We start from the raw sequence: 13,432 nt of genomic DNA on the forward strand, positions 1-13,432 counted from the left end.
CTGGTTTGCTTACGCCGATGTTTTTGTCGGGAAACGGCCGTTTTTTTCATCCGTTTGTATATACGTTTTTTGAACGTATGGAGACGTCATAAGCGAAATCATCGCACCGTAATCCACCGCAAAACGAAGGTGATCGCCGACTTGAATGTCGGTGCGTGTCGCATCAACAATAATATGGTCGCTGCTTGATCCGATGATGTCAACGGGAGCAAGCGGTGTTAGTCCGTTGACGTGTACATCTTGGCGACCGATGCCGACAATGGCGCGTTTCATCATGCCGCGTTCTTGAAACGTCGGCGTTTCGCCAAATGCGTTGCGGCTTTGCACACCGTATGGAACAGACGGTTTCGTTTTCACTTCAATGACTTCGGCTACTAAACAAAACGCATCTTGATATAAGTTAGGGATCGCAGCCCCACGAATCGTCTCGCGTCCTAAAAAAATGGCTTCTCCTAATCGCAAATGGTTAATCAATCCGACGTCTGTCGTTTGTTTTAGCCAATAATAGTTTGCGGAGTTTCCACCGGATACGTATCGTAACAATAATGAATATTCTTTTTGAATATATTTGGCAAGCGATGAAAGTTCGCGCATTTTTTGATCGGTCGGGATGATGCCACCGAAGCAGGCAAAATTCGCCCCAATGCCGACGACTCGAATGTTTGGCAACGGCAAAATTTGTTCAATAAATGCCGGCACATCTGTCGGCATGACGCCTTCGCGCAAGTCGCCCATTTCAACCATGACGATGATCGCATGCGTTTTGTTTTGCTTCACCGCTTCCGCAGAGATGGCACGCACGACGTCGATTTCCGATTGGACGCTGACATCGACGTGTTGAACGACTTGGCTCACTTCGCTTAGCGCAGGCGTGCGAATAAGCATATATGTGGCTGGAATGTGCGCTGATTTTAATTTTGCGATTCTCTCCACTTTCGTATCCGCTAAACTTGTAATGCCGCTATCGACGAGGGCGCGCGCAATGTGTACATCTCCGCCCACCCCTTTGACGACAGCTGTCATTTGAATCCCTTTTTCTTCGCACCATTTGTTTAACGTTGCAGCATTATGACGAATTTTCCACAAGTCAATTTCAACTCTCGGCGTCATGATACTGCCACCTCATGTTTTCGTAAAGACGGGAAATAATTGATGAGACGATCAACAACTTTATCCGCTCCATATTTTAATACATCGGTCACAGGCATATGGAATTTTCGTTCGTATTCGTCAATTGTTTGTTTTAGTTCTTCATCTGTCATCCCTTCATGATTTAACGTAATCGCAACGACTTTCGTCTTTCCGAAATGTTCAATTAACGCAATTTCGCTTTCCACTGTCGGCATCTCAACAAACGGGAAGTCACCAAGCACTTTTCGCTTCGGCGGATGTTGTAAAATAACGGCTTGCGGCCGCGCCCCTTTTAAAATGCCAGCCGAGCTCACGTAAGCTGGGTGACTAAGCGCTCCTTGTCCTTCTACGATAATAATGTCCGGTCGCTCTGTTTCATATGCGCGCACGATTTCCCGCTCAAGTTCGCCGATCATATATTGAAGCGGAAACGCGTCCATCGCAAAGCCGTACGACGCACCTTGAATTAACCCTGTTTGTCCTGTCGCAACGAATGCCGTTTTATAACCGCGCTTTTGCATTTCTTTTGCGACGATCATCGCCGTCGTTCGTTTCCCGCATGCGCCATCTGTCCCAAGCACCGCCACAATTGGCGCTTTCACTTGCAAAATGCGTCCCGTAAACAACGTCCATTCTTTTTTCGGACGCGGTTTGCGAACGTCGCGAATCGTTACCCCGTAGCGTTTCGCCATCGTCATCATTTCTTCATCTTCTGTTAAAAACTCTTGAAGTGGATTAATGATGTGCATGCCTGCTTCCATCGCTTCGATAATCACTTGGCGTTCTTCTTTTTTGAGAAAAGCGTTCGCTGGAGCAATTCCTAAGATGAAGTAGTTTGGTTTTTCTTTTGCGGAGGTCATTGCATCTTGAAGACTTTTACAAATCGGAATGCCGTTTTTCTTTTGATCAAGCACCTCGCCGGCATCTTGACCAGCTTTTGTCGAATCAATGACCGCAACGATCTCATACAACCCCGAATCGCGCACAAGTCCATTTGCTGTTTTTCCATCCATGGAACCAAATTGATGTTCACAATACACAATGGCGTATTTCTTCATCAGAAATCCCTCCATTTCTTTGTGAAATCAATGTCTCCATGAAAAAAACATCTCACTTTACCACAATCGGAAAGAAAGATGTCCTCTACTTTACATTATAACGAATTTTGAAGAAAAAGTAAAATAGTACCTATCAAACCTATACGAAAAAAGCCAACGTCTAGCACGCTGACGTGTTTATTCCTCATAGGCATGATACAAATCGAATAAGTCCGAGCGAACGATACATTCCATCCTTTGCACAATACAACCATAAAAAGTGCCAATGCATCAACACGCGGAAAAGCTATACACCATCATCACACATCCGAAAATTCGGTTCATTTCCTTGATAATTGTCGTCAATCTCCCGGAGTGTTCATAAAACGGGAGATCGACGATAATGAGCAAACAACTTATTCTTTTTCCAATAGCTGTTTCACTTCTTCTTCCGCAAGGTCTGTGACGTTCGCAATGTCTTTTGCACTCATTCCTTTTCTCGCCATCGTTTGTACAAGACGTTTCATCCCTTCTTCCCTTCCTTTTTCCAACGCCTTTTGTTCATACGAAATAATAAGTTCCAACACTTGTTCTTTTTCTTTCGTCTCCATTTCATTCACCTCGCTTCGTAGTCTTCGTTCTTCTTCATCTGATAGTTTCACATATGTTTCAAAAAAGCCAAACAATAACCGTTGTTTCGCTTCGTCTAATTCCATTCGGACAAGCATGCGTAAAAATTGCTTTTTCAGTTCTACCCGTTCACTTTCAGTATAACCCATTTTACTAAGCAGTGCAGCGGCGATCGGGTTGTCCTGTCGGATGTAGTTGCGCCAGTTTTGTTTACGAAGTTCCACAGTGAAAAAGTGAAAATTAAGCACATGACCAAACGGAAATTGGAGGGTAAATGTCGATGGTTCGTCGCGGATCGTATCGTAGCTAAAGACGGCAATCGGTACGATGTGTTTACGGTATTTTTCAAACAAGCGGCTAAAATAAATAAACATCCGTTCGGGAAACGATGGTTGGACGTAGCTTTGGTTTTCGATATGGACAACAATTAGGCTATCCTCCCCTTTCAATTTCGTTTCGACCAACAAATCAACGCGATACTTCTCCCCTGCCGTTACATCGGTAAACAGCTCCTCCGACAAAAACGATACGTGTTGAAAGTCGATATGCTCATGCATCGTTGGGAAAAAGAGAACGATAAACTCCTCAAAAAACGTTTGAATTAACTCTTTAAACAGACGATCGTGATCAATGGACATACATTCACCTCGCATACTTTTTTTGACGTTTTTATTCGACAACATCAGCCATTTCCCTGCATAGCTATATAAAAAAGCCAACGTCTAGCACGCTGGCTTTTTTATCGCCCAATCGGCAAGCTGATAACAAACGTCGTTCCTTTCTCCGAACTATCATGAAGCGCAATCGTTCCGCCATGGTTTTCGATAATTCGCTTCACAATCGTTAACCCTAAGCCTGTGCCCGATGATTTCGTCGTCATAAACGGTTCAAAAATCGTCTTTTGCATCTCTTTGGGAATTCCGCGGCCGGAGTCGTAAATATACATATTGTACGTCTCATTCACATCGGAATACATGCAAATCGTGCCGTTTTCTTCAATAGCTTCGATGCTGTTGTGCAGTAAATTGTATAACACTTGCATCATTTGTTTCGGATCGATCCATAACAGAACCCGATCCAGACGAACGTGAACAGCGATTTTTTTTGTTTCACATGTGTGCTGCAGCAAAGAAAGAAGATCTTGAACAATCGTTTCCATGTACGTCTCTTTTAACATCGGTGCGCTCGGCTTTGCAATGAGAAGCATATCTTCGACAATCGCATTAATGCGGTCAATTTCTTTTAATAAAAGCGGAATGTGATATTGTTCGCGCTCGTTTTCCGTTAAATTTTCGTTCATAAACGCTAAAAAACCATGAATGACCGTAAGCGGATTGCGAATTTCATGCGCCGCTTTCGCCGCCATCTCCCCAACTAACGCCAATTTTTCCGATTGATGCATGCGTCTTGTCAGTTCCTCGATTTCGGTGATGTCGAGAAAATAAGTAATTTCCCCAATACGTTCATCATACCTATTTTTTAACTCTACTTTAGAAATCAAAAAAGTCTTCGTCTCTAATGTTTTATAAACGATCTTCTTGTTTGTCACAGGAGCATTCGCTAAAAGAAGTTCCCAAAACGCTTTATTTTCTTTTGGTGTCTGCCTTTCATTCAGCATGTGCTCTATATCTTTTTTTTCTAAAGAAAGTAACGTTGTTGCGGATTCGTTAATAAAATAACTCCCTTTCAACTTATCATTCATAATAATTCCGCTCGGTAAAGCATTCAGCAATTGTTCAATAAATACTTTATCTTTCAATACTTCTTCATACAAATATGAATACTTTCTAAAAATGACCGACAAAACAACAAGAATGGAAGTAAACACCGTTAATGCAAACATCGGATAGAAAGGGAGAGAGAGCGTCAAAATGACTGCTCCACCTAGTATGATCATATACTCAAAAAACGTTTCTTTAACAATATTCGTTACTATCACATGCATTCGTTGCGATGAGTTAAGGAAGAAATAAAAAGCCATAACAAACGCATTGACTGTGTAATACGCGACAAAAGAAGCAATATACGCCAAGGCATAAGTAAAATTGAACGCTCCAATCTTCCCACCGAAAAAAAGAAACGCACAATAAGCACTAGAGATCATGAGGACATACATTGAAAAATTAAATATATGCTTCCACCAAACCATTTTTTTATATTGAAAAATAAAAATAAATATCGTACTCAATAACAAACTGAATAAAACATATTTCATTCCAAATACAACAAGCACTGCGAGATGTAGTGAGGAATCAAACGACGTCCCATTTCCGTTCGGTGGAAGTTTAATGTCATAATAATTAAGAAGAATGACTCCGATCGCCAACAACAGCGTAAAAAGGAATCGCCCTTGATCGACGGAAAAAGAATAGAAAAAAATGATCAGTCCACTTAAACAAACAATCGATGTATATAATGGTATAAACCTCTTTCTCCATGCTGCAAACACTGATAAAACCTCTTTTCAAATAAGCTCCGCATTTCTCTTCATGTCATGTTCTAACTCTCTCATTCTATTCTAAACACAATCAAGAAGCAACGAGGTTCTATTCAAAAAAATAACCGATGAAGGCTGAGGAGGTAAATAAGAAAGGAGTGACATGGGCGGAAAAGGTTAACAAAAAACATGGCGTCATTGCGCCATGTTTTTATCGAAACATCATATCGTCTTTACGGGCGACGCCTGTTTTGTATGCGGCTTTCATGACGGCTTCGCGCACGCGTTCGGCGACTTTGTTGTTAAAGACGCTTGGGATGATGTACGTTTCGCTTAATTCTTCGTCGGTGACGACAGAGGCGATCGCTTGGGCGGCAGCGAGTTTCATTTCTTCGTTAATTTCGATGGCGCGGCAGTCCAACGCTCCGCGGAAAATGCCTGGGAAACAAAGAACGTTATTAATTTGGTTCGGATAGTCTGAACGTCCTGTCGCCATGACACGAACGTACGGCTCCGCAAGCTCTGGATCAATTTCTGGAACCGGGTTTGCCATCGCAAAAACGATTGGATCTTTCGCCATGTTTTTCACATCTTCTACTTTTAAAATGCCTGGAGCAGATACGCCGATAAATACGTCCGCGCCGACGATGACATCCGAAAGCGAACCGCTTATATTTTCTGGGTTTGTCAGTTGCGCATATTCATTCCAATACGGATTGTCGTATTGCACCCCGCGATGAATCGCCCCTTGGCGATCGACGCCGATAATGTTTTTCACGCCGGCGGCAAGCAACATTTTCGTGCAAGCAATGCCTGCTGCGCCGATGCCTGTTAATACAACTTTAATCTCTTCAATCTTTTTATCTACAATTTTTAATGCATTTAATAGCCCCGCGAGTAAAACGACAGCTGTGCCGTGCTGGTCGTCGTGGAAAACAGGAATGTCGAGCTCTTGTTTCAACCGCTCTTCAATTTCAAAACAACGCGGCGCAGCAATGTCTTCTAAGTTAATACCACCAAACGCTGGGGCAATCGCTTTGACGATTTGCACAATTTCATCTGTATCTTTCGTATCTAAACAAATCGGAAACGCATCGACGCCAGCGAGTTGTTTAAATAACATTGCCTTTCCTTCCATGACAGGCATCGCCGCATACGGTCCAATATCGCCAAGTCCTAATACAGCTGTTCCGTCTGAAATAACGGCCACTGTATTCCGTTTAATCGTTAATGAATACGCCTTCGTCGGATCTTCCGCAATCGCTGTACATACGCGCGCCACTCCCGGCGTATACACGCGGGCTAAATCGTCACGCGTTTTAATCGGAATTTTGGATTTGACTTCAATTTTTCCACCGATATGCATTAAAAACGTGCGGTCAGACACGTGAATGACTTTGACACCTGTTGTTTTTCGCAACGTATCGACGACAACGTCCGCATGTTTCGAGTCAAGGACGCTCACCGTAATGTCGCGCACCGTATGTGTTTTGCTTGAAGAAATGACGTCGATGCCGACAATATCTCCTCCTGCTTGTCCAATCGCTGTAGCAATGTCGCTAAAAGAGACGACATGTTTGGCAAATTGTAGTCGAATCGTAATGTGCATGTTTGCTCCGCTTGACATGTTGTAACCTTCCTTTTCATCAATGTTTACCAGCAATGCCCGGACTTGTCATGGCATACGGGTCTAAAATATCATGTAATTGCTTTTCATTCAACAAATCATACTCGATGCATAATTCACGCACCGATTTTCCCGTACGAAGCGCTTCTTTTGCGACGCGCGATGCCGCTTCATAGCCGATGTACGGATTGACGGCTGTGATGACGCCGATGCTGTTTTCAACATGTTGCTTCATTCGTTCTTCATTCGCCTCAATGCCAACTAAACAATAATCTGTAAACACGCGAAACACGTTGTCCATCATATGAAGCGACTGAAGCAAATTAAATACGAGCACGGGCTCCATCACATTTAACTCCAACTGTCCTGCTTCTGAGGCTAAACAAATCGTTTGGTCGTTGCCAATCACTTGAAACGCCACTTGATTGACAACTTCCGCCATGACCGGATTCACTTTTCCCGGCATAATGGACGAGCCGGGTTGACGAGCAGGCAATTTAATTTCCCCAAGCCCTGCGCGCGGACCAGAAGCCATGAGACGAAGGTCGTTTGCGATTTTTGACATATTGATCATGCATATTTTTAAAGCGGCCGACACTTCCGTATATGCGTCTGTATTTTGCGTCGCATCAACGAGATGTTCCGCATGCACAAGCGGCAAGTTCGTCAACTGAACGAGATGAAAAATGACGCGCTCCATATATATCGGATCGGCATTTAATCCCGTGCCTACCGCCGTTGCGCCGATATTCACTTCATATAAATGTTGGCGCGATTTGGCAATGCGTTCGATATCGCGTTTTACAACGCGGCGATATGCTTCAAATTCTTGACCGAGACGAATCGGAACCGCGTCTTGTAAATGCGTCCGCCCCATTTTAATGACATGATCAAACTGTTTCGCTTTTTCGGCAAACACATCGTGCATATGTTCCATCGTCTGAAGCAATTTGTTCACCATATTTAATACGGCGATATGAATCGCTGTCGGAAACGCATCGTTTGTCGATTGCGACATGTTTACATGCGTATTCGGACTAATGATATGATAATTCCCTTTCCGCTCTCCTAGCCATTCAAGTGCGCGATTCGCGATCACTTCGTTCGTATTCATATTAATCGACGTGCCTGCGCCACCTTGAATCGGATCGACAATAAATTGATCGTGCCATTGTCCCGCGATAATTTCTTCCGCTGCTTTCACAATCGCTTCACCGATGCGCATATCGAGCTGTCCTGTTTCCATATTCGCAAGCGCTGCTGCTTTTTTTACGACCGCCATCGCTTGAATAAGCTCCCGATGCAAACGGTAGCCGGTAATCGGAAAATTTTCCGCCGCACGCATCGTTTGAATGCCGTAATACGCATCGTATGGAATTTCTTTTTCGCCAAGCAAATCTCGTTCAAGTCGTACTGCTTTCGTTTGCATCATTTACGCATCCCAACCTTCTTCATGTTTTTCTGTCATGTCATTTGCGATTGGCGTTTCCATCATTTTTTTCACTTCAAGTACATTCGTCGTTTTTCCTAACGCCCACATGAGCTTCGGTACGATCGCTTCCGTATTCATATCTCCTGATAAAATGACTGTATTTTGCGCTACTTTTCGTCCGACTTCATATAATGTTAAATCTTCTCCTTCTTCTAAACATTGCGTCGTAATGACGACCGCCATGCCACCGTCGATCAGTTCCTTTATTTTCGGCAATAAATTGCGTCCCTGAAACGGCACGCCGCCGCTACCGAAACTTTCAATAATGACGCCACGATATAAATGGCGAATGTAATCGAATATTTCTGGCTTTGTCCCTGGATGAAGCTTCAATAAAAACACATCCGGGCAAAGCGAGGAATCAAACTGCACATGCCCATTCGGTTGTTGGAGTTCATATTGGTAATCGATCGTTTCCCGATGAATGTAAGCAACGTACGGATGGTTAATGCTTTCAAATGCATCATAGCTTTTCGTCCGCATTTTGACCGCTCGCGTTCCTAAAATGACGCGCCCATCGAAGACGACGAACACGCCGCCGACGTCTTCACACGCAAAACGAAGCGCATCGCGTATATTTTTTTTCGCATCCGTCTTCGGAAAACCAATCGGCACTTGTGAACCGGTCAATACAATCGGTTTGTTGCTGTTTTGAATCATATATGACAACGCAGCTGCCGTATAAGCCATCGTATCCGTTCCGTGTGTGACGACAAATCCGTCATAGCTGTCATAATGTGTATAAATCGCCTTTGCGATATCGCACCAATGTTCCGGTTGCATATTCGTGCTGTCGATGTTCATTAAAATTTGACTATGTAACCGATACGGCTGATTTTCAATCGTAATATAGCTCGTCAATTCTTCTGCCGTCAGCTTCGGCGTCAATCCTTCTTCGCTCGGCACCGAAGCGATCGTGCCGCCAGTCGCAAGCAACAAAATATTTTTCATCATCGTCACCTCAAATATGGCGATTTTAAGTCATCTATTGTATTCTTTGTGTCATGTAGTGTAAACTATAAATAAAATTGTTCGCGATTCGCGTACCTTTATTTCAATTATATGCAGAAAAAAAGAAAATAACAAGCACTTTTATTCGTTTCGCGAACAACGTGAGAAGAACGATAAAGGAGAGAAACACGATGATTTCAAAGCGATTGTCGGAGCTGAGAAAAAAGAAGCAATGGTCGTTGCAATATATTGCCGATCAGCTCAATATTGCGAAAAGTACGTACGCCGGCTATGAATCGGGCTACCGCCAGCCGTCACTCGAAGCAGTGAAAGAACTCGCCGTCTTGTTTGGCACAACAACGGATTATTTGCTTGGAGTCACAGATAAAGAACAACCAACCATTGAGCTAACTCATCTCACGTTTCATATGACAATAGACGGCGAACAAGTAACGGAAGACGAAATCATTCAACTGATTGCATTCATTCGTACCAAACGTGAACTTGAGAAACATAAAAAATAGGCGTCATAAAACGCCTACTGAACGACATATGCGACATCGCGCGCTAGCTGTTCAACGGATGCATACGGCACATCAAGTTGCAACATACGCCGCAACACGCCACGCGCGTCCTCAGTGAGCAACAATTCGTCTTCCCAGCTTTTTTCTTCTTCCTCCATCGGTTCATAGGAAGAATACAATAAAAACAATAAAAAATGGCCGAGAGCGTATATGTCGCTTTTCACATCAATCGTTCGTCTAAGTCGTTGTTCAACCGTCAAAAACGGTTCATCTTGTTCATGTAAAAAACGCGCAAGCCCAAAATCAAGCACATATACAATCCCATCGCGAAAGACGATATTCGGAATGCGCAAATCGCGATGAACGATTTGCTTTGCGTGAATGTATTGAATGACAGGCAACACATCCGAAAGCAACGAAAACGCTTCTTTTTCCCCGTACGTTTGTTTTTTATCAAAAATGAGCGTCTCGATCGTATCCCCTTCGATATATTCCATAACAAGATGCGGAACGTTGTTTGTTTCAAACGAATCGTACAATTTCGGAATTTGCGGATGATCGAGCTGCTTTAAAATGAGCGCTTCTCGTTCAAACGATGCACGCCGCTTTTTTCGTTTCGTGCGTTTCATTTGCTTTAACACGACACGTTCGGTCGTCTGTTCATCGCGCGCTACATACGCCACACCGTAACTTCCTTCTCCAAGCTGCGTCTCAATCACATACCGTCCATTCACGACTGTGCCTTCCCGATACGGCTTTTGAAACAAATGAATCATTAGCTGCTAAAAAAGCTTGAGAATACGCTACGGCTATGATGTTTTTTCTTATAATGCTTATAGCCGTACTGTGATGGATGGCGATGCGGACGGTACGTATAACGATCGCTGCTGCTGTAACGGGGCTTATGCATGTTTTTATTCAAAAGAAGGTCTAGTAACTTTTTAAGCATAGGAATCATTCCTTTCATGACAATTGACTTACTATACGATAGAAAATACAAGAAGTTTCATCTTTTCACTTGCGAAATAGAAAAAATTTTATGAAAATACAAAAGAAGGGGGAATACATATGTTTCGTCATGGTGTTAAAGCAGGAATCGCGATTGCGATTGGATATGCACCTGTTGCCCTTACGTTCGGTTTGTTAGCAAAATCCACAGGTCTTTCCATCATCGAAACAACGCTCATGAGCATGATCGTATTTGCGGGGGCGGCGCAATACATTTCGCTCAATTTACTTTCTCTTGGCACAGGCGCATTTGAAATCATTTTCACGACATTTATTTTAAACATTCGCCATTTTTTAATGTCAGCATCCTTGAATGAAAAGGCGGAACACGATGCACTTTGGAAAAAAGCGTTATACGCATTCGGCATAACAGACGAAACGTTTTCTGTCGCTGCGATGAAAGAAGGACCGGTTTGTGCTTCGTATATGTTCGGACTTATTTTCATTTCCTACAGCAGCTGGGTCGTCAACTCTGCCATCGGACATATCGTCGGCGCGTATTTGCCAGAAAACGTACAACTAAGCTTATCTGTTGCCCTTTATGCGATGTTTGTCGGGCTGTTAGTTCCTGCCATCAAAACCGAACAAAAAGCGCTTTGGCTCGCAATCAGTTCTGGTCTCATCAACTGTATACTTTTATTATGGCTTCACGTTCCAAAAGGATGGGCGATCGTCATCGCAACGATTTTGTCAGCGATATTCGTTCAATGGGCGATGGAAAGAAGAGAGGGGACAACGTATGCGCAGTGACATCATGTTTATCATTCTCGGCATGGGCATCGTCACATACATTCCGCGCATGCTGCCGTTGACTGTTTTTCACCGTATCAACTTACCGCCTTTTTGGCGCGGTGTATTGCGCAACGTCCCATACGCCACGCTCGGCGCTTTAATCATTCCAGGCATTTTTCTTATCCAAGATGATCCGTGGTTTGGCATCCTCGGCTTTGTAAGTGCCGTACTTGCTTCATGGCTCGGCGCTAACGTCATGATCGTCGTTTTCGTATGTGTGCTTGTTTTAACGGTGTATACAATGTTGTAAAAGCCCTTGCGCATGCACAAGGGCTCATTGTTATACATCCGATGACTTCCTCTCAAACACCGCAACAATAACTCCAACGATAATGAATGCTCCACCAATCCAAAACGAAACATGTAATTGCTCACGTAAAAACAGCCAGCCAAACAGCGAGCCAACGAGCGGCTGAAAAAAGAAAAAGAGCGAACCGACGCTAGCATCCATCATTTCCATCCCTTTATTCCAAAGAAAAAACGCCCCCGCCGTCGACACAACACCGAGATAAATGACCCCAAGCAAAACAGGAAACGAATATGTGATAGCCGTCGCTTGCCACCATTCCCATACCATCCATGGCGTTGTGCCAATGAAAGCAACAAAAATCGCATAAGTCGTAATGACTAACACCGACAAGCGAGCCGATGCGATTTTAACGAGCACCGATAAAAGCGCCCACGTGACTGCCGCTCCGACAAGTAATACATTTCCGAAAAAGGACGTCGTCTCTTCCCGACCAAATCCAACGACAACGACAACCCCTGCCGTCGCAAGCAAAAGCGCACTTAGTTTTCGTAACGTCATCGCTTCATTTAACATCCAACGAGCAAAAATAACGATAAACGCAGGCGTTGCCGAAGTAATAAGCGAAGCCGTATGCGCATCCGACCATTTCGTGCCGAGAAACTGCAACGAAATGGAAACGACATACCCAACGATTCCAATGGATATGATATGCTTCCAATCTCGTTTTTCTTTTGGCGCCGGAATGCGTTGCACTCGTAAAATTGCCCATAACACAAAAAAAGCAATCGCATAACGAAGCCATACAAGCGTCAATGGCGGAACATAATCGAGCACATATTTACTAACGACATACATGCCACCCCAAATGCTCGCCGCGAGCGATAAATACAACGAACCGAAAAATGTTTTTTTCATTTTCTTTTCCTCCGTCTTTTTCTCATTCTCTACAAGACGGAACGAACCCCTGCTCCGTCTTAGAAACAAACGACGGGCTGATCGTTTTCAAATAAATAGATGTACATCATCTTCCCTCCTATACGATCGTTATTTTTTTATTGTATCAAATATTTTTGATTTTTCTATACATTTTCCAACTACCATGAAGAATAAAAAAAGAAAAAGCTCACATCTTTCGTGAACTTTTTCTTCATTTTCTCCTCTTGAACATCTAAAAACCGACATACCCAGCGCCGAATATCACTCATCGGTACGATACAAACTTGCTCGTCATCGCGGAACACAATTTCCGAGATGAGTTTCAATTCCTTATAGGTACGATACAAACTTGGAAAAGAACAGAGCGGCGATTATCTACACAATCCAGGTTTCAATTCCTTATAGGTACGATACAAACGTTTTTGTTTTGGGAGAAAACTGTCAAAGAAGGAAAACAGTTTCAATTCCTTATAGGTACGATACAAACCATGTTTGAAACACTCATACGCCTCTACTGCACCCAGTTTCAATTCCTTATAGGTACGATACAAACCATGTTTGAAACACTCATACGCCTCTACTGCACCCAGTTTCAATTCCTTATAGGTACGATACAA

General features: G+C 43.4%; 14 protein-coding genes. 3 read left to right on the plus strand and 11 right to left on the minus strand.

The genetic code is table 11. From position 1 onward, the window contains the following. Window positions 1-9: 9 nt before the first annotated feature. From HNQ84_RS01510 to HNQ84_RS01540, 7 genes are all read right to left on the minus strand, one after another. Window positions 10-1,110, minus strand: coding sequence for an alanine/ornithine racemase family PLP-dependent enzyme (locus HNQ84_RS01510; protein WP_435620896.1), 1,101 nt, complete (start codon window positions 1,108-1,110; stop codon window positions 10-12). Further along, window positions 1,107-2,189, minus strand: a complete 1,083-nt coding sequence (locus HNQ84_RS01515) for an N-acetyltransferase DgcN family protein (RefSeq protein WP_183249427.1) — start codon at window positions 2,187-2,189, stop codon at window positions 1,107-1,109. The genes HNQ84_RS01510 and HNQ84_RS01515 overlap by 4 nt, the downstream gene beginning before the upstream one ends. 395 nt (window positions 2,190-2,584) lie before the next feature. Continuing rightward, a complete protein-coding gene (locus tag HNQ84_RS01520) occupies window positions 2,585-3,436 on the minus strand; it encodes an Rpn family recombination-promoting nuclease/putative transposase (protein WP_435620897.1) in 852 nt (283 codons plus the stop codon). Window positions 3,437-3,537: 101 nt separating this feature from the next. After that, window positions 3,538-5,247: a two-component system sensor histidine kinase NtrB gene (locus HNQ84_RS01525; protein ID WP_435620898.1), complete on the minus strand. Its 1,710-nt coding sequence runs from the start codon at window positions 5,245-5,247 to the stop codon at window positions 3,538-3,540. A gap of 199 nt (window positions 5,248-5,446) precedes the next feature. Next, the gene (locus HNQ84_RS01530) at window positions 5,447-6,862 is read right to left on the minus strand and encodes an NAD-dependent malic enzyme (RefSeq protein ID WP_435620899.1); all 1,416 of its coding nucleotides are present in this window, start codon (window positions 6,860-6,862) and stop codon (window positions 5,447-5,449) included. A 19-nt stretch (window positions 6,863-6,881) separates the two neighbouring features. After that, window positions 6,882-8,294: an aspartate ammonia-lyase gene (aspA, locus tag HNQ84_RS01535; RefSeq protein ID WP_435620900.1), complete on the minus strand. Its 1,413-nt coding sequence runs from the start codon at window positions 8,292-8,294 to the stop codon at window positions 6,882-6,884. After that, entirely contained in the window at window positions 8,295-9,305 is a 1,011-nt protein-coding gene (locus tag HNQ84_RS01540; RefSeq protein WP_435620901.1) for an asparaginase, read from the minus strand. It abuts the gene before it with no gap. A gap of 191 nt (window positions 9,306-9,496) precedes the next feature. Here HNQ84_RS01540 and HNQ84_RS01545 point away from each other — a divergent pair, with 191 nt between their 5' ends. Then, window positions 9,497-9,829: a helix-turn-helix domain-containing protein gene (locus HNQ84_RS01545; protein ID WP_435620902.1), complete on the plus strand. Its 333-nt coding sequence runs from the start codon at window positions 9,497-9,499 to the stop codon at window positions 9,827-9,829. A gap of 14 nt (window positions 9,830-9,843) precedes the next feature. On the opposite strand, the gene HNQ84_RS01550 is transcribed toward HNQ84_RS01545, so the two are convergent. Continuing rightward, window positions 9,844-10,605 carry a serine/threonine protein kinase gene (locus tag HNQ84_RS01550; RefSeq protein WP_435620903.1) on the minus strand — a complete coding sequence of 254 codons (762 nt, stop codon included), beginning with the start codon at window positions 10,603-10,605 and terminating at the stop codon, window positions 9,844-9,846. Next, on the minus strand, window positions 10,605-10,778 hold the full coding sequence (locus HNQ84_RS01555) for a hypothetical protein (protein ID WP_435620904.1): 174 nt from the start codon (window positions 10,776-10,778) through the stop codon (window positions 10,605-10,607). The genes HNQ84_RS01550 and HNQ84_RS01555 overlap by 1 nt, the downstream gene beginning before the upstream one ends. Before the next feature lie 119 nt (window positions 10,779-10,897). On the opposite strand from HNQ84_RS01555, the gene HNQ84_RS01560 reads away from it, so the two are divergent. Both HNQ84_RS01560 and HNQ84_RS01565 read left to right on the plus strand, forming a co-directional pair. After that, a complete protein-coding gene (locus tag HNQ84_RS01560; protein ID WP_435620905.1) occupies window positions 10,898-11,587 on the plus strand; it encodes an AzlC family ABC transporter permease in 690 nt (229 codons plus the stop codon). Then, entirely contained in the window at window positions 11,577-11,879 is a 303-nt protein-coding gene (locus tag HNQ84_RS01565) for an AzlD domain-containing protein (RefSeq protein ID WP_183249407.1), read from the plus strand. Before HNQ84_RS01560 ends, HNQ84_RS01565 begins: the two co-directional genes overlap by 11 nt. 30 nt (window positions 11,880-11,909) lie before the next feature. Here the strand turns inward: HNQ84_RS01565 and HNQ84_RS01570 are convergent, their stop codons facing one another. Together HNQ84_RS01570 and HNQ84_RS01575 are read right to left on the minus strand one after the other, a co-directional pair. Next, window positions 11,910-12,794: a DMT family transporter gene (locus HNQ84_RS01570; RefSeq protein ID WP_435620906.1), complete on the minus strand. Its 885-nt coding sequence runs from the start codon at window positions 12,792-12,794 to the stop codon at window positions 11,910-11,912. Window positions 12,795-13,186: 392 nt separating this feature from the next. After that, window positions 13,187-13,432: hypothetical protein (locus tag HNQ84_RS01575; RefSeq protein ID WP_435620907.1), on the minus strand; the 246-nt coding region annotated here is incomplete at its 5' end.

The organism is Anoxybacillus eryuanensis (genome assembly GCF_051200995.1).
In the GTDB taxonomy this organism is placed as follows: Bacteria; Bacillota; Bacilli; order Bacillales; family Anoxybacillaceae; genus Anoxybacillus; species Anoxybacillus tengchongensis.

What these genes read in the sequence shown, in the direction of transcription:
- HNQ84_RS01510 (WP_435620896.1), bottom strand. Translation starts at nt 1,110, where the DNA reads ATGACGCCGAGAGTTGAAATTGACTTGTGGAAAATTCGTCATAATGCT.
- HNQ84_RS01515 (WP_183249427.1), bottom strand. Translation starts at nt 2,189, where the DNA reads ATGAAGAAATACGCCATTGTGTATTGTGAACATCAATTTGGTTCCATG.
- HNQ84_RS01520 (WP_435620897.1), bottom strand. Translation starts at nt 3,436, where the DNA reads ATGTCCATTGATCACGATCGTCTGTTTAAAGAGTTAATTCAAACGTTT.
- HNQ84_RS01530 (WP_435620899.1), bottom strand. Translation starts at nt 6,862, where the DNA reads ATGTCAAGCGGAGCAAACATGCACATTACGATTCGACTACAATTTGCC.
- aspA (WP_435620900.1), bottom strand. Translation starts at nt 8,294, where the DNA reads ATGATGCAAACGAAAGCAGTACGACTTGAACGAGATTTGCTTGGCGAA.
- HNQ84_RS01540 (WP_435620901.1), bottom strand. Translation starts at nt 9,305, where the DNA reads ATGAAAAATATTTTGTTGCTTGCGACTGGCGGCACGATCGCTTCGGTG.
- HNQ84_RS01545 (WP_435620902.1), top strand. Translation starts at nt 9,497, where the DNA reads ATGATTTCAAAGCGATTGTCGGAGCTGAGAAAAAAGAAGCAATGGTCG.
- HNQ84_RS01550 (WP_435620903.1), bottom strand. Translation starts at nt 10,605, where the DNA reads ATGATTCATTTGTTTCAAAAGCCGTATCGGGAAGGCACAGTCGTGAAT.
- HNQ84_RS01555 (WP_435620904.1), bottom strand. Translation starts at nt 10,778, where the DNA reads ATGCTTAAAAAGTTACTAGACCTTCTTTTGAATAAAAACATGCATAAG.
- HNQ84_RS01560 (WP_435620905.1), top strand. Translation starts at nt 10,898, where the DNA reads ATGTTTCGTCATGGTGTTAAAGCAGGAATCGCGATTGCGATTGGATAT.
- HNQ84_RS01565 (WP_183249407.1), top strand. Translation starts at nt 11,577, where the DNA reads ATGCGCAGTGACATCATGTTTATCATTCTCGGCATGGGCATCGTCACA.
- HNQ84_RS01570 (WP_435620906.1), bottom strand. Translation starts at nt 12,794, where the DNA reads ATGAAAAAAACATTTTTCGGTTCGTTGTATTTATCGCTCGCGGCGAGC.